Below are 14,631 nucleotides of genomic sequence, written 5' to 3'. Positions count from 1 at the left end.
ACTAGGGGTTGATCGGCGCGTTCAGGTCATCCACCGAAATCGGTGCTTCGGAAACACTGGCCTGGGCCCCCGGCAGAACCGGCGGCTTGTGGTCCGCTGCTATCGATGCCTGCAATATCCGGCTGGGGTTCATGGGCGGTTCGCCGCGTTGAATCGCGTCGACATATTCCATGCCGGCGGTAACCCGGCCGAAAGACGTATATTTGCCATCAAGCGAAAAGCGGGGATAGAAGACGATGAAGAACTGGCTGTTGGCGCTGTCTTCGCTGGCGGAGCGGGCCATCGAGACAACCCCGCGTACATGCGGATACTTGCCGAATTCCGCCTTCAGATCGGGCAGGTCCGAACCGCCGGTACCCGTACCGGTAGGATCACCGGTCTGCGCCATAAATCCGTCAATCACCCGGTGGAAGATAATGCCGTCATAAAACCCCTGACGTGTCAGCGTCTTGATCCGCTCGACATGATTGGGGGCAAGCGTCGAAAACAGCTGGATCGTCACCCGACCGCCGGTCGACAGGTCAAGATGCAGAATATTCTCGTCCGCAGGAACCGAAGAGGGAGCCGGCGCCTTTTCCTCCGCTTCCTGTGCGTGCACAGCAAAGGGAACCAGAAACAGGGCGGAGAAAGTCAGAAAAAATTTACGCAGCATGGCATACTCATTTGGCATCGAGGACTGGGACAGAAACTGGTCTTTGAACGATTCCACCTTGCTCCGCAATGAATTGCTGGAGAAGCCTATTGATCGCCCTTGAGACCGATCTTCTGGACCCGTGCGGTAATTTCATCGGCTACCATGGGTGTTACGAACTTATGGATCTCGCCGCCGAACATGGCAATTTCCTTGACCAGGCGTGATGCGATCGGCTGCAGCGAGACATCGGCCATCAGGAACACCGTTTCGATATCGCCATTGAGCTGCTGGTTCATACCTGCCATCTGATATTCATATTCAAAGTCGGCAACAGCGCGCAGACCGCGCACGATCACACCGGCGCCCTGTTTCTCTGCAAATTTCATCAGCAGCATATTGAAACCGACCACCTCGACGCCATCGCCCAGCTCGGCGGTTTCCCGGCGCACCATGTCCAGCCGCTCTTCGTCCGAGAACATCGGCGATTTCGAAGGATTGGTGGTCACCCCGATAACAAGCTTGTCAACCAGACGCATGCCGCGCCGGATGATATCCATATGACCCAATGTAATAGGGTCAAAAGTCCCCGGATAAATGCCGATTCTCATATCCTGTCCTTCCCGCCTAGCGGTCTCTTGTAATTGTATATTCGGCGATAGCGCGCAGCAAATCGGCTTCCGCGCCATAGCTGTTGAGATGTGATTTCGCCTGATCCACCAGCATCTGTGCCTGATCTCTGGCCCGCTCCAGCCCCATCAGGCTGAGGAATGTTTCCTTGCCGGCTTTTGCATCCTTGTGCAACGCCTTGCCCGCTTTTTCCTCGTCGCCTTCGACGTCGAGGATGTCATCGGCAATCTGGAAAGCCAGACCGAGATCATGGGCATAGCCGCGCAGGCTAGTGCGGCCTTCGTTAGACACCCTGCCCAATATCGCGCCGATTTCGACGCAGGCGGTGATCAATGCACCGGTTTTCAGCTGCTGCAGCCGGGTCACGGTTGGCAGGTCAAAGGTCGAGTTCTCGGCCACCAGATCCATCATCTGGCCACCGGCCATGCCGGCCGGCCCGGCGGCTTTGGCGAGACAGGCGGTCATTTCCGCACGAACAAAAGGATCACGATGGGTGCGCTCGTCGGCGAGCAGACCAAAAGCCAGGGCGTGCAGCGCATCGCCGGCAAGAACCGCAGTCGCTTCGCCATAGACAATATGGGTGGTCGGCTTGCCCCGCCGCAGGTCGTCGTCGTCCATGCACGGCAGATCATCGTGGATCAGCGAATAGACGTGCAGCGCCTCTATCCCCGTCGCCGCCCGGATGGCGCAGGATTCATCGACGTTGAACAGTCCGGCAGTCGCCATCACCAGCAAAGGTCTCAGCCTTTTGCCGCCACCGATCGCGGCATGGCGCATCGCTTCATATAGTTCGCGGCGCGCATCGTCGGGAACCTGCAAAAGCGTATCAAACTGTCGGTCAATCAAAGCAGCGACCCGCTCCATTTCCCGCAAAAGGTTCGCATTATTGTTGGCCGCCATTGGCTCAGTCCGCGTCAAAAGCTACTGCAGCATTTGGTTTGCCATCGCGATCGAGCGTAATCTTCTCGATCTTGGCCTGCGCGGCTTCCAGCCTTTGCTGGCAGAGTCCCCGCAGTTTTTCGCCTTCGCTGTACAGTGCAATCGACTGGTCCAACGGCACATCGCCGCTCTCCAGTTTGCGGACAATATCTTCGAGCCGCTTCAGCGCATCCTCGAAGTTCAGATTGGAGAGGTCTTCATTGGTTTCGCTCATGGCGAAATTCAATGACGACGCTTTGCGCTGCGGTCAAGGGCTTGAGCTTCACTATCGTCAGGTTCCAGTGTAGCCCTGCAAAGAAAAGGCGGGAGAGAAGACATGTTTATTGGCCATTTTGCACCTGCGATGGTTGCCGCGACGCATCCCAAGGCGCCCGGGCTAGGCACCTTGTTTGTCGCCGGACAGCTGTTGGACTTCGGTTTCTTCGGACTCGCGCTGGCAGGTATCGAGAATTTTCGCATCACCCCCGGAATCACCAAGATGGTGCCGCTCGACCTATACGACATGCCTTATACCCATAGCCTGCTCGGCAGCGCGATCTGGACCACGGGCTTTGCGCTGCTAATCTGGCTGTTCACCCGCAACCGGACCAGAGCCCTTATCGGCGGCGCGGTCGTGCTGTCGCACTGGTTTCTCGACCTGCTGGTCCACGCGCCCGACCTCACGCTTGCCGGTTCTCCGCCGAAAATGGGTTTTGCCCTGTGGAACTATCCAATGATCGAAATGCCGCTGGAGCTGGCGATCACCTTTGGCGCGCTGGCCTTTTACGTCATCCGGAGCCAGCCCATTTCCAGCCGGTCCAAATATGCCCTTGGCCTTTTGGCCGTATTGCTGCTGGTCTTTCAATCGGTCAACTGGTTCGGCCCAGAGCCCGAAACCGCTGATATAGCGATGAAGCTCACTGGCCTGTTCGCCTTTTCGGTCGCTTCTCTCGCGGCATGGTGGGTGGGACGAACACGCATATTGAAGCAACGCTAAAACAGGATCGATCATGACCCAATATATCGCCGCCTATTTCATCGCCGCCATCATTTTCGGCATCCTCGACTATCTTTGGCTCAGCAATATGGCGGGGACCCTGTACCGGCCGGTCATCGGCGAGATCATGGCCGACGAGTTCCGCAAGGCGCCGGCGATGATATTCTATGCAATCTACCTGTTCGGCATCGTCTGGTTCGGGATCAAGCCGGCGCTGGCCAGCGGCCAGTGGACCACTGCGCTGCTCAACGGCGCGCTGTTCGGCGGGATCGCCTATGCGACCTATGACCTCACCAGCCAGGCCGTGCTCAAGGTGTGGTCGACCAAGATCAGTCTGTACGACATCGCCTGGGGCACCTTTGCCACCGGCGTGACCGCAGCGCTGACTGCATTCCTAGTGCTGAAATTCGTGAAGGCTTAATCGCCTTCGTGGCGGCCCTTCCGCTTCTCGTCTAGCGCCTGCATTCTTTCCGGCAGCAGGGAAAATATCTCGCGCTTCCGGCTCGGTGAAGCCGATCCCCATTCGGCGATTTCCGACAGACTGCGCCCGCAGCCGACACACAGACCGCTCGGACGATCAATGGTGCAAATATCGTTGCAGGGCGATTTCACGCGGATAGCTGATCGTCGATCTGGCCCAGCCGTTCCTTGCCGAAATACATCTCGCCATCAATATAGATGGTCGGGATGCCGAAGGCTCCGCGCTCGACCGCATTTTCCGTATTGTCGATCAACGCCTGTTTGACCGCCGGGTCCTGGGTCTGCGCGACAAGATCGGCCGCATCAAAGCCGCCGTCCTGCAATATCTTGCCCAGCGTTTCACCATCGGTCACGTCGAGTCCTTCTTCCCAGATTGGCGGCAACAGCGTTTCAATGAACGCGACCCGCTTGTCCGGTGCGAGCGCGACCAGCATCCGTTGCAGCGTGATGGTGTTGAACGGGAATTTCGGGTTCATCCTGAATTTGCTCAACCCATACTTTTGGATGAACCGGTTCATCTCGAGCATCGCATATTCATTCTTGCCCTTTACCTCCGCATCGCGGATGAACGGCGGCGCATTGCCGGTCAGCTTGTGCATCCCGCCAAGAAAGGCCGGGGTGATTGCGATGGTCGCGCCATGTTTGTCGGCCAGCGCCTTGAGCGGCTGCCAGATCAGATAGGCATTGGGGCTGACGAAATCGAAAATCAGCTCGATGGTCTCGGACATAGGTTGCTCCTTTGAACCTATCCTTAAAGCAGCACGCCGAAACATCAATTCCCTCTAGGCGAAATTGCCGCGCCTCGTTAAAGGGTCTTCATGAGCACAGACACGATGATTGCAGAGCCCCGGATCTCCACCGAAACCGTGCGCGAGCATGGCCTCAATGCGGAGGAATATCAGCGCATATTGAACGCGCTCGGCCGCGAGCCGAATATCACCGAACTCGGCATCTTCTCGGTCATGTGGTCGGAACATTGTTCCTATAAATCTTCGCGCCTGCATCTCAAGAAACTGCCGACCACCGGCCCGCAGGTCATTTGCGGCCCCGGCGAAAATGCCGGCGTCATCGACATTGGCGACGGTCAGGCGGCGATCTTCAAGATGGAGAGCCACAACCATCCGTCCTATATCGAGCCCTATCAGGGTGCGGCAACCGGCGTCGGCGGCATCCTCCGCGACGTATTCACCATGGGCGCGCGACCAGTGGCCAATCTCAACGCGCTGCGTTTCGGCCGGCCCGACCATCCGAAGATGAAGCATCTGGTCAAGGGCGTGGTTGCGGGCATTGGCGGCTACGGCAATTGCGTCGGCGTCCCGACGGTTGGCGGCGAGACCAATTTCGATCCCGCCTATGACGGCAATATCATCGTCAACGCGATGACCGTTGGCGTGGCCGACGCGGACAAGATTTTCTATTCGGCAGCGAGCGGCGTCGGCAATCCGATCGTCTATGTCGGTTCGAAGACCGGCCGCGACGGCATCCACGGCGCGACCATGGCAAGCGCAGATTTCGGCGACGATATCGAGGAAAAGCGCCCGACCGTGCAGGTTGGTGATCCCTTCGTCGAAAAGCTGCTGATCGAAGCCTGTCTCGAACTGATGGCCAGCGACGCAATCGTCGCGATCCAGGATATGGGTGCAGCGGGACTGACCAGCTCCAGCGTCGAAATGGCAACCAATGGCGAAGTCGGCATCATTCTCGACATGGACAAGGTGCCTTGCCGCGAGACCGAAATGACAGCTTACGAGATGATGCTGAGCGAGTCGCAGGAACGCATGCTGATGGTCCTGAAACCCGGTCGCGAGGAAATGGCCGAAGCGATTTTCACCAAATGGGAACTGGATTTCGCGGTAATCGGCGAAGTCACCGACACCCGCCGGATGGTCCTGACCCACAAGGGCGAGACCGTCTGCGATATCCCGCTCGGGCCTTTGGCAGACGACGCGCCACTTTACGACCGCCCGCATCTGACCCGCGAAGAATATGCCGCGCATATCAATATCCAGCCGATCGGAGACATTCCGGAAAACACAGACATTGGCACCGATCTGCTCAAGATGCTGGCCAGTCCAGCCCTCGCCTCGCGCCGCTGGATCTGGGAACAATATGACAGCCAGGTCGGCGCAGACACGGCGCAACGCTCCGACGGCGACGCCGCAGTGGTTCGCGTTCATGGCACCAACAAGGGTCTGGCGATCACCACCGATTGCACCCCGCGCTACTGCAAGGCCGACCCCTATGAAGGCGGCAAACAGGCGATCGCAGAAGCCTATCGTAATCTTTGCGCGGTCGGCGCCAAACCACTGGCGACCACCGACTGCATGAATTTCGGCAACCCCGAAAAACCGCATATCATGGCGCAATTTGTCGGTACGATCGAAGGCATTGGCGAAGCCTGCAAGGCGCTCGACATGCCGATCGTATCGGGCAATGTCAGCCTCTATAACGAAACCACAGGCGCCGACGGCGTCAGCCATGCGATCCTGCCGACCCCCGCAATTGGCGCGGTCGGGCTGATCGACGATCTCGACAAGATGATGACCATCGGGTTCAAGCAGGAGGGCGATTTTATCGCTACCATCGGGTTTCATCATGAGGAACTCGGCCAGTCGACCTGGCTGCGCGAAATCCACGGCCGCACCGACGGACCGCCGCCGAAAGTCGATCTCAAGGATGAAGAGTGGGCCGGCCGCATCGTCCGCGAGCTGATTGCCGACGGCAAGGTGACTGCCGTCCACGATATCAGCGACGGCGGCCTTGCCGTCACGCTCGCCGAAATGGCCCTGGCCGGTAATCTCGGCGCCGAAATCGACCAGATGACCAGCGCTTTTGCCTTCAGCGAAGCGCAGGGCCGCTATGTCATCACCTATCGCAACGAAGACGATCTCGATCGCGAGAAAGTACCGTTCGAAAAAATCGGCCAGGTGAAGGGCGACAAGCTCGTGCTCAACGGAAAGCCGATTGCGGTGAGCGATCTGCGGGAAGCGCACGAGAGCTTCTTCCGCGACTGGATGGAAGACTAGCCCCTCCACCACGCTCCGCGCGGTCCCCCTCCCCATGCCTGCGGCACAGGGAGGAAAAGTTTGGTTTGACAGTTGTGGCCTGGGCGTCCCCGAATAGCGCCATTCGTGATACACTTTTCCTCCCTGTTGCGAAGCAATGGGGAGGTGGCGTTCGCCGAAGCCTTGGCGAAGGCGGATGACGGAGGGGCCATGGCAAGAACAACCAGACAGACCGTCCTGAAGGCAAGACAACTGCGCAAAACCATGAGCAAGCCCGAAATCATGCTGTGGCAACAACTCCGCAAGAAACCGCTCGGCATCAAATTCCGTCGTCAGCACCCTATCGGCTCCTATATAGTGGATTTCTATTGTCCGTCGGCGAAACTGGGAATCGAAGTAGACGGGATGGCACACAATATGGGAAGTCGTCCCGAGCGCGATGAACGGCGGGAACGGGACCTGTCTCTCCAAGGCATTGAAACCATCAGGATATCCGCGCAGGAAGTCTTGCATGATCCGGCAGATGTCGCGGACCGGATTTTACGGTATATTCAGGGCCTGGGCTAGACCCCTCCACCACTGCTTTGCAGCGGTCCCCCTCCCCATTGCTACGCAACGGGGAGGAAAGAATCGTCACAACATCTTCCTCCCTGTGCCGCAGGCACGGGGAGGTGGCATCGCGTAGCGATGACGGAGGGGTCAATGTGCCCCCTCTGGCAGCTTGCGATTTGCCTTTGTAACCAATCGTCCCTCCGTGCGTTACTGAAGACGAAATGACAGGAGAGTGATCATGGTTTCAGGATATTCCGGGACGCCTCTGGCAAAAAAGCTCAATCTCAAGGACGGCATGCGCGTCTGGTTGCCAGATATGCCCGACGACGTTCGTGCGGAAATCGAGAGCTATGGCCTCACCCTGTCGGAAGAGCAGGTCCCGACCCCCGGCCTGCATGCCGCCCATATATTCGTTCGCCAACGCGCAATCATGGAATCCCATCTCGCGACCCTGCGCGACATAATCGATCCCGCTGGTCAAATCTGGGTAAGCTGGCCGAAAAAGGCTTCCAAGGTCGAAACAGACATCACCGAAGACAGTATCCGCGAAGTCGCCCTGCCGATGGGATTGGTCGATATCAAGGTCTGTGCTGTGAACGAGATCTGGTCCGGCCTGAAACTGGTGATCCGCAAGGAATTGCGCCGATAGCAGACAATCTCGGTGAATCTGTCACCCCGGCGTAGGCTGGGGTCTAAACCCGTCTGGCGCATCTAACAGGCCCTGACTTGGATCCCAGCCTCCGCTGGGATGACGCACAAGCCTAAGCCGTCTGCGCCAGCATGTCATAAGGATCAACATTACGCGCCCGGAATTTCGCGTGCGCTTCGTGGTAGAAATGCGGCGGCCTGATGTGCAGGCGCTCGCGCAAGGCGTCCAGCGGTTGGGCCAGCAACTCGGCGATATTCTCTTCGTTGATCCGCGGACAGGCCTTGCCCATTTTCTGGCCTTCACGGATCGCCTTGAATATCGGCGCGTCGCTCTTGACCTGTTTCTTCATGTTCAGTCCCGCCGCATAAGCGATGAAAACATTACCCAGTGACGGGTTCTGGCCATAAGTGAAGGCCAGCACACAGGCTTCACCCAGCGCATCTCGGCCATAGCCGGTAAGCACGTGGAGCAAATCATGGGTGTCGCGCTGGCGGAAACCATACCATTCGATCAGATCGCCATATTTGCGCGGGCTGAACTGGTCATATTCGGCAATCAGGCCGGCTGCACTCAGGCCTTCCTTTTCCATGAAATCGCAATAGGCATGGGCCAGGCTGCCGGCGGGCATTTTGCGCAGGCGTTCGTGGTCGTCGAGCAAGGCCGCGAGTTCGGGTTCGCTTTCGAGCAGCGCCTTGCCCTTGTCGCTTTCGACAAAGGCTTTGGCATCCTTACGGAAGCCGGGTCGCGGCAGACATTCAAAGATATGGAATACCTGTTCGGTATCTTCCTTGTCCTTGATCAGTTCGCGGAAATGATGGAGCGCCTTTAGGGGACGAAAGCGGGCTGCCGGACGTTCCGGATGGACGAACGGTGCTTGCGAATCGCTCGGTGCGGAGAAGTCATGTTTGATTTTCATGCGCGATATATATTGCTTACTAACATTGGTGTCAATATGGTTTTGACTTTCCTAGATGCCGCTGCCCAGCTATCCGGACCGCTATTCCCTTTTGACCTGCAGACGGGCCTTCTTGATCCGGATGTTGACCAACCTTGAACGCGGGAGACAGAAATTTGAAACCGCACGACACCCTGCCCTATACCGAATTGCCGGATTATTCCGACGCCGAACGCATCGCCCGGTCAGAGGCCTTTTACCAGGCGATCAAAACGCGCCGCACCTGCCGCTATTTTACCGATGAAGCCATTCCCCGGGCGGTCGTCGAAAATGCGATCCTGGCCGCCGGTACCGCGCCCAATGGCGCCAATCACCAGCCGTGGCATTTTGCCGTGATCGAAACGCCGGACAAGAAGAAAGCCCTGCGCACCGCCGCCGAAGAAGAAGAGCGCGCTTTCTACGAAAGCAAGGGCAGCGAAGAATGGCTGGAGGCGCTGGCACCGCTCGGTACCGATGCCGACAAGCCGTTTCTGGAGACCGCGCCTTATCTGATCGTCATTTTCGGCCAGCGCAAAGGCGGTATGAATCCGGGCGAGATGAAACAGAATTATTATGTCAACGAGAGCGTCGGCATTGCCACCGGCATGTTGATAACCGCGCTCCACGACGCGGGTCTCGCAACCCTCACCCACACGCCCAATCCGATGAAATTTCTCAACCAGCTCTGCGATCGGCCGGCCAACGAGAAGCCGATGATGGTTTTGGTGGTCGGCAAGCCCGCTCCCGACGCGACGATCCCGGCCCACGCGACGATCAAGAAACCGCTGGACGCTATTGCCTCGTGGCTGTAGTAGCCAAATAATACAGTTGGAGCATATGGGATGAGCGCGTCACAACGCTATTTGGCTATGGACGCGCTGCGCGGCTTTGCCGTGATGGGCATATTGGCGATCAATATTGCTGCTTTCGCCCAGCCGGAAATGGCCTTTGTAAATCCGCTCGTTTCGAGCCATGCCTCCGGTCTCGACCTCGGTAGCTGGGCGGCGAATTTCATCCTGTTTGACGGCAAGATGCGCGGTCTGTTCTCGCTGCTGTTCGGTGCCAGCACCGCTCTGGTCATCGAACGCGCGATTGCCAGCGGTCAATCGGCAGCAAAAGTCCATTTCTTCCGCATGTTCTGGCTCGCCATATTCGGCCTCTTCCATTTTTTCTTCTTATGGATAGGCGACATATTATTTCTCTACGCAGGATCAGGCTGCGTGCTGTTCCTGTTTCGCAACTGGAGCGCGGAACGGCTTATACAATGGGGTGTCATCGCTTATGTAATCGGCGCAATCATGCTGATCACAAGCCTGGCGTCGATGTTGTTTCTGTTACAGGAAGCCGCACAGGCCAATCCGCCGCAGGAAGTGCTGGACAAGATCTCGGAAATCTATGCCGATCTGGGGACGTTACCCGCCGATGTGGCGGCCGAGACAGCAAGGTTACAGGGCAGCTTCTCCGGGATATTAAATTATAATCTGTTCGAGCAATGGTCGACACCATTGCAGAATCTCATGCTCGGCCCGATCGAGACGATCCCGTTGATGATGATCGGCATGGGTCTCTATAAAAACGGCTTCATTCTCGGGCAGGAAAGCCGAGCCACCTATTTGAAAATTGGCCTATGGATGATGGCCGTCAGCCTGCCCTTGTTCATTGCCTTTGCCGGTATCGCCTACGCACAGGGCTTCAACACAATCTGGATGATGAACATCACCCAGGCCTGGTCGGTCTTACCGCGGCTGCTGATGATCATCGGCTATGTCGCGCTGCTCATTTTCATCACCCAGCGCTTTCAACATAGTGCAGCCATCCAGCGCGTCGCAGCAGCAGGCCGTGCTGCCTTTTCAAATTACCTTGGTACCAGCATCCTTATGACCTTCATATTCTATGGCTGGGGACTGGGATATTTCGAACAGTTCGGCCGGTTTGAACTACAGCTTTTCGTCCTTGGCGCCTGGACGCTCATGCTGCTCTGGTCCCGACCCTGGCTGACGCGCTTCCGCTACGGGCCGCTGGAATGGCTCTGGCGGAGTCTAGCCAAAGGACAGGCTCAACCGATGCGCTTGTCATAAGGCTTCGGTAGCCTCTTCGGCTGTATCCGACGGTTCATCACCGGCAGCTTCGCTGCTATAGTTTACGTTAAGCAACTGATACAGATCGATTGATGACGTAAATTCCAGATGATCGTTCGGATCGTCCATATCGGCTAGCGGGCGACCGCTGGGCGTGTATGATAAATGCCTATACTGTCCCTCCCCGTCCCGTTCGACGATCGAACAGAGAACGGGCGAACGCAGACCGCCAATCAAAGCATGCAGCACGATCGCCTCTGCCTCGGCTTCCAGCGAGGCATCGCTATCGGGGTCAAACGGCACGCCGGCATATCGGTAGACGGTCGCATGGTCTGCGGCTCTTTCCACCGCTGTTTTCATGCATCTGGCGTTACCCGTCTGTATTTCCTCGTTGGCCACGAAAATAATATGGTGCGGGCTGATGGCCAGAAAATCGCCTCCTTTTGCTGCGGTCGGCCCGACAGCTTCCGAGCCCGCTTGAATAAACTCCCAATCGGCCAGTATATCGGCGGAGATTTTTCCGAAAAACCGAAGCATCGGAACCTCGCCGACGGTCAGCAGCGCGTTGTCATCAATGCCTCCCGGCAAGGATTCGAGATATTTGGGCAGGTCGATACCTTTGGTTTTCCAGCCCGGTTCCGCCGCTCCTGTCGGGACCAATCGCGCGGCAAACTCCTCGTCGAGCGATGCGCGAAACTCTTGCAATTCCTCGGCCATTTCCAATGGCAGAGTCTGCCAAAGCTCCTTGATCTGCAAAAGCCGGGAAGCGGGCCCTTCTTCCGCCATCTCGGCGTCGGCATGACCCCATTCGCTATCAGCTTCAGGAGAAGCATTTGCCGGAGCCAAAGCGACAACCGCCGCAACGGACAAGAAAACGGGAGAGATTTTACGCATGACTACCTTTTGTTCGTTCAGTGATCCGATCTAACCCATTTTCGATCGATGGAAACAAAATAGTCGATCTCCACTTCGCTATTGCGATCTATTCTCATTAGCGATATACGAGTCGCTGTAAGGAGCTGTTATGGTTGTTTGTGTTTGTAATGCGATCAAGGAAAAAGACCTGAGAGCCGCCGTGCGTAGCGGCGCAGACCGACCATCCCAGGTCTATGCCCAGCTCGGCCGCAAGCCAAAATGCGGACAATGTCTCGCATTCGCCCAGACGATTATCAAATCACAACTTGCGACCGCTTAGCATTCTCGTTAGCAAATCATTGAAATAACTGCCTTTTCTATAAAAGCCGTGCTTTCGCTTCGCGCGAAAATACTGTATGGGTCAGGCAATGGATTTGCAAAATAGCGGGAAGGAATCTGCCATGAAGGGCGATACAAAAGTCATCGAGTTTCTTAACGAAGCTCTGAAAAACGAACTCACCGCAATCAACCAATATTGGCTGCACTATCGCATGCTCGACAATTGGGGCGTGACAAAACTGGCCGAATTCGAGCGGCATGAATCAATCGACGAAATGAAACATGCGGACAAATTGGCCGAACGTATTTTCTTCCTCGACGGATTGCCGAATTTTCAATTGCTCGGACGCCTGAAAATCGGCGAAACGGTCGAGGAAATCCTCAAGGCCGACCTCGAGCTGGAATATGAGGCGCTGCCTATGCTCAAGGATGCGATCGAACATTGCGAAAGCGTGCGTGACTATGTCAGCCGTGACCTGTTCGCAGAAATCCTCGAAAGCGAGGAAGATCATGTCGATTCACTCGAACAGCAATTTGACATGATCGAGCGGATGGGTATTGAAAATTATATCCAGCTGCAGTCGAAACCGGTCGAATAGGGCGTTAGCGGCGGTTTCAACCGAACCGTCGACTGGCCCCCAGAGGATTGCGTTCCTGTACGACCGGACTGGCACCCTGTTCCAATATCGCCAGTGTTTCTTCAAACATCGGCCGTAAAGCGGCTACCAGAGGAAGTATCTCTTCGGGGGTTTCGTGATGTTCGACGCAGGTACGGGCGGTCATTTCGATTGTTTCAGCAGTTTCGCCAAGTTGCAGGGCGCCAAATTGCAGCGCCTCTCCTTTCAGGCTGTGCGCAGCATCAACCATAGCCACGGGATCATGTGCGCGCATGGCGTCTTCGATTTTGCTGACAGATTGCGTGCCATCTTCGCGGAAATATCCGAGTATCCGGACGAAATCCGGCCCAAGCGCCGACCGGGTTTGGGCGGAAACAGTCCAGTCAATCAATTCGCTTTCCAGTGGTGGCACCTAATGCTCCCGGCAATATAATAGTGAGAATATGCTGCTGACCCGAAGCTTAAGGCCCAACCCGTGAAATCTTAGTTACCAAAAGCAAAAAAAATCGCGGAAATCGGCCTCAACTTGGCCGATTTGCAGAAAATCAGTCTTTTTCGTGATAAGGGTTTTTGGGTGCGCGGATGATCAGCCGTACCGGAACACCGCCAAAGCCAAGCTCGCGGCGAATCCCGTTGATCAGATAGCGCCGGTAGCTTTCGGGCAGATCATCGACCCGCGTACCGAAAATCACAAAGGAAGGCGGTCGCGTTTTGGCCTGGGTGATATAGCGCAATTTGATCCGCTTGCCGCCGGGTGCTGGCGGAGGATTGTCGGTAATCGCATCTTCGAACCAGCGGTTGAGCTTGCCGGTAGAAACCCGCTGCGACCATATCCGGCGGACTTCAAAGGCCGCCTTGATCAACTGGTCAATGCCTTTGCCGGTAAAGGCGGACACGGCGATCAGAGGCACATCCCGCACCTGCGCCAGTCCGTCATTCAGCGCCGCGCGAATGCCGTTGAACAATTTGCTTGGCCCCTCGGCGACGTCCCATTTGTTGATGCCGATAACAACGCAGCGGCCTTCCTGAATGGCATGGTCGGCAATGCGCAAATCCTGCGCTTCCAGACCCTTGGTCGCATCGAGCAGAAGCACCACCACTTCGGCAAAATCCACCGCATGCCGGGCATCGGCAACTGCGAGCTTTTCTAGCTTGTCGTTGACCTTGGCCCGTTTGCGCATACCGGCGGTGTCGATCAGCCGGACCTGGCGGTCGGGCTCTATACCGTCGAGTTTCTCGTCCTCGGTCAGCGCATCATCATGCCAGACCCAGTCGACCGTGATGCTGTCGCGCGTGATACCCGCTTCCGGACCGGTAATCAGCCGGTCTTCGTCCAGCATCTTGTTGATCAGCGTCGATTTGCCCGCATTGGGACGACCGACAATCGCCAGCTTCAACGGTGCGGATGCGTCTGTTGGTTCTTCGGATGCGGCAGCCTTGAAATTCTCTACATAGGGCTGGATCGCCTGAAACAGGTCGGCCATGCCGTCGCCATGCTCTGCGCTGAACGGGATCGGATCGCCAAAGCCCAGCGCATAGCTTTCCAATATACCGGATTCCGCCGCTTTGCCTTCAGCCTTGTTGACCAGCAAAACGACCGGCGTTTTCGCGCTTCTCAGCCAGCGGGCAATTTCCTCGTCGAGCGGGGTAAGGCCAGCGCGGCCATCGATCACGAATATCGCCAGTTCGGCTCCGGCAACCGCCATTTCGGTCTGCTTGCGCATCCGGCCAGGCAGACTTTTGGCATCTTCGTCTTCATAGCCTGCCGTATCGACGACATTGAATTGCAGACCGAGAAGATTGGCAGCCCCCTCCCGGCGGTCACGCGTCACCCCGGGCGTGTCGTCGACAAGCGCCAGCTTCTTGCCCACCAGACGGTTGAACAGCGTGGATTTGCCGACATTCGGTCGACCTATGATTGCAATATTGGGCAGCATAAAGCCGGT

Annotated in this window: 19 protein-coding genes; 9 read left to right on the top strand and 10 right to left on the bottom strand. The window is 56.9% G+C overall.

The window, feature by feature from the left end; genetic code table 11:
- Position 1: 1 nt before the first annotated feature.
- The 4 genes from AACZ86_RS02635 to AACZ86_RS02620 form a co-directional block, all read right to left on the bottom strand.
- Entirely contained in the window at positions 2-652 is a 651-nt protein-coding gene (locus tag AACZ86_RS02635; RefSeq protein WP_339689135.1) for a peptidylprolyl isomerase, read from the bottom strand.
- An 86-nt stretch (positions 653-738) separates the two neighbouring features.
- Entirely contained in the window at positions 739-1,242 is a 504-nt protein-coding gene (coaD, locus tag AACZ86_RS02630) for a pantetheine-phosphate adenylyltransferase (RefSeq protein WP_339689133.1), read from the bottom strand.
- A 16-nt stretch (positions 1,243-1,258) separates the two neighbouring features.
- On the bottom strand, positions 1,259-2,161 hold the full coding sequence (locus AACZ86_RS02625) for a polyprenyl synthetase family protein (protein WP_339689132.1): 903 nt from the start codon (positions 2,159-2,161) through the stop codon (positions 1,259-1,261).
- Positions 2,162-2,165: 4 nt separating this feature from the next.
- The gene (locus tag AACZ86_RS02620; protein ID WP_339689131.1) at positions 2,166-2,414 is read right to left on the bottom strand and encodes an exodeoxyribonuclease VII small subunit; all 249 of its coding nucleotides are present in this window, start codon (positions 2,412-2,414) and stop codon (positions 2,166-2,168) included.
- 102 nt (positions 2,415-2,516) lie between these two features.
- Here AACZ86_RS02620 and AACZ86_RS02615 point away from each other — a divergent pair, with 102 nt between their 5' ends.
- Positions 2,517-3,176 carry a hypothetical protein gene (locus tag AACZ86_RS02615; protein WP_339689130.1) on the top strand — a complete coding sequence of 220 codons (660 nt, stop codon included), beginning with the start codon at positions 2,517-2,519 and terminating at the stop codon, positions 3,174-3,176.
- 13 nt (positions 3,177-3,189) lie between these two features.
- Positions 3,190-3,597, top strand: a complete 408-nt coding sequence (locus AACZ86_RS02610) for a DUF2177 family protein (protein WP_339689129.1) — start codon at positions 3,190-3,192, stop codon at positions 3,595-3,597.
- Here AACZ86_RS02610 and AACZ86_RS02605 read toward each other — a convergent pair.
- Together AACZ86_RS02605 and AACZ86_RS02600 are read right to left on the bottom strand one after the other, a co-directional pair.
- Entirely contained in the window at positions 3,594-3,788 is a 195-nt protein-coding gene (locus AACZ86_RS02605; protein ID WP_339689128.1) for a DUF1289 domain-containing protein, read from the bottom strand. The two genes, AACZ86_RS02610 and AACZ86_RS02605, sit on opposite strands and share 4 nt — an antisense overlap.
- Positions 3,785-4,384, bottom strand: coding sequence for a 2-hydroxychromene-2-carboxylate isomerase (locus AACZ86_RS02600; protein ID WP_339689126.1), 600 nt, complete (start codon positions 4,382-4,384; stop codon positions 3,785-3,787). The genes AACZ86_RS02605 and AACZ86_RS02600 overlap by 4 nt, the downstream gene beginning before the upstream one ends.
- 90 nt (positions 4,385-4,474) lie before the next feature.
- Between AACZ86_RS02600 and purL the strand changes: the two genes are divergently transcribed.
- From purL to AACZ86_RS02585, 3 genes are all read left to right on the top strand, one after another.
- On the top strand, positions 4,475-6,682 hold the full coding sequence (gene purL, locus AACZ86_RS02595; RefSeq protein WP_339689125.1) for a phosphoribosylformylglycinamidine synthase subunit PurL: 2,208 nt from the start codon (positions 4,475-4,477) through the stop codon (positions 6,680-6,682).
- A 189-nt stretch (positions 6,683-6,871) separates the two neighbouring features.
- Entirely contained in the window at positions 6,872-7,228 is a 357-nt protein-coding gene (locus tag AACZ86_RS02590) for an endonuclease domain-containing protein (RefSeq protein WP_339689124.1), read from the top strand.
- Positions 7,229-7,451: 223 nt separating this feature from the next.
- Positions 7,452-7,862, top strand: coding sequence for a hypothetical protein (locus AACZ86_RS02585; RefSeq protein ID WP_339689123.1), 411 nt, complete (start codon positions 7,452-7,454; stop codon positions 7,860-7,862).
- Positions 7,863-7,974: 112 nt separating this feature from the next.
- Here AACZ86_RS02585 and AACZ86_RS02580 read toward each other — a convergent pair whose 3' ends face one another.
- On the bottom strand, positions 7,975-8,778 hold the full coding sequence (locus tag AACZ86_RS02580) for a Coq4 family protein (RefSeq protein ID WP_339689122.1): 804 nt from the start codon (positions 8,776-8,778) through the stop codon (positions 7,975-7,977).
- A gap of 155 nt (positions 8,779-8,933) precedes the next feature.
- On the opposite strand from AACZ86_RS02580, the gene AACZ86_RS02575 reads away from it, so the two are divergent.
- A complete protein-coding gene (locus AACZ86_RS02575; protein WP_339689121.1) occupies positions 8,934-9,608 on the top strand; it encodes a nitroreductase family protein in 675 nt (224 codons plus the stop codon).
- Positions 9,609-9,638: 30 nt separating this feature from the next.
- The gene (locus AACZ86_RS02570; RefSeq protein WP_339689120.1) at positions 9,639-10,874 is read left to right on the top strand and encodes a DUF418 domain-containing protein; all 1,236 of its coding nucleotides are present in this window, start codon (positions 9,639-9,641) and stop codon (positions 10,872-10,874) included.
- On the opposite strand, the gene AACZ86_RS02565 is transcribed toward AACZ86_RS02570, so the two are convergent.
- A complete protein-coding gene (locus AACZ86_RS02565) occupies positions 10,869-11,768 on the bottom strand; it encodes a hypothetical protein (protein WP_339689119.1) in 900 nt (299 codons plus the stop codon). The genes AACZ86_RS02570 and AACZ86_RS02565 overlap by 6 nt on opposite strands.
- A 130-nt stretch (positions 11,769-11,898) precedes the next feature.
- On the opposite strand from AACZ86_RS02565, the gene AACZ86_RS02560 reads away from it, so the two are divergent.
- Positions 11,899-12,069: a (2Fe-2S)-binding protein gene (locus AACZ86_RS02560; protein WP_082788199.1), complete on the top strand. Its 171-nt coding sequence runs from the start codon at positions 11,899-11,901 to the stop codon at positions 12,067-12,069.
- Between the two features lie 121 nt (positions 12,070-12,190).
- Positions 12,191-12,667, top strand: coding sequence for a bacterioferritin (gene bfr / locus AACZ86_RS02555; RefSeq protein ID WP_335653457.1), 477 nt, complete (start codon positions 12,191-12,193; stop codon positions 12,665-12,667).
- A 16-nt stretch (positions 12,668-12,683) separates the two neighbouring features.
- Here the strand turns inward: bfr and AACZ86_RS02550 are convergent, their stop codons facing one another.
- Together AACZ86_RS02550 and der are read right to left on the bottom strand one after the other, a co-directional pair.
- Positions 12,684-13,097 carry an Hpt domain-containing protein gene (locus AACZ86_RS02550; RefSeq protein WP_339689118.1) on the bottom strand — a complete coding sequence of 138 codons (414 nt, stop codon included), beginning with the start codon at positions 13,095-13,097 and terminating at the stop codon, positions 12,684-12,686.
- 133 nt (positions 13,098-13,230) lie between these two features.
- Positions 13,231-14,622, bottom strand: a complete 1,392-nt coding sequence (gene der, locus AACZ86_RS02545; RefSeq protein WP_339689117.1) for a ribosome biogenesis GTPase Der — start codon at positions 14,620-14,622, stop codon at positions 13,231-13,233.
- Positions 14,623-14,631 lie beyond the last annotated feature (9 nt).

Origin of the sequence: uncultured Parasphingorhabdus sp. (assembly GCF_963975735.1) — a bacterium.
GTDB lineage: Bacteria > Pseudomonadota > Alphaproteobacteria > Sphingomonadales > Sphingomonadaceae > Parasphingorhabdus.
The sequence above is the reverse complement of the archived record's forward strand: the minus strand, read 5'-3'. Positions and strand labels throughout refer to the sequence as shown.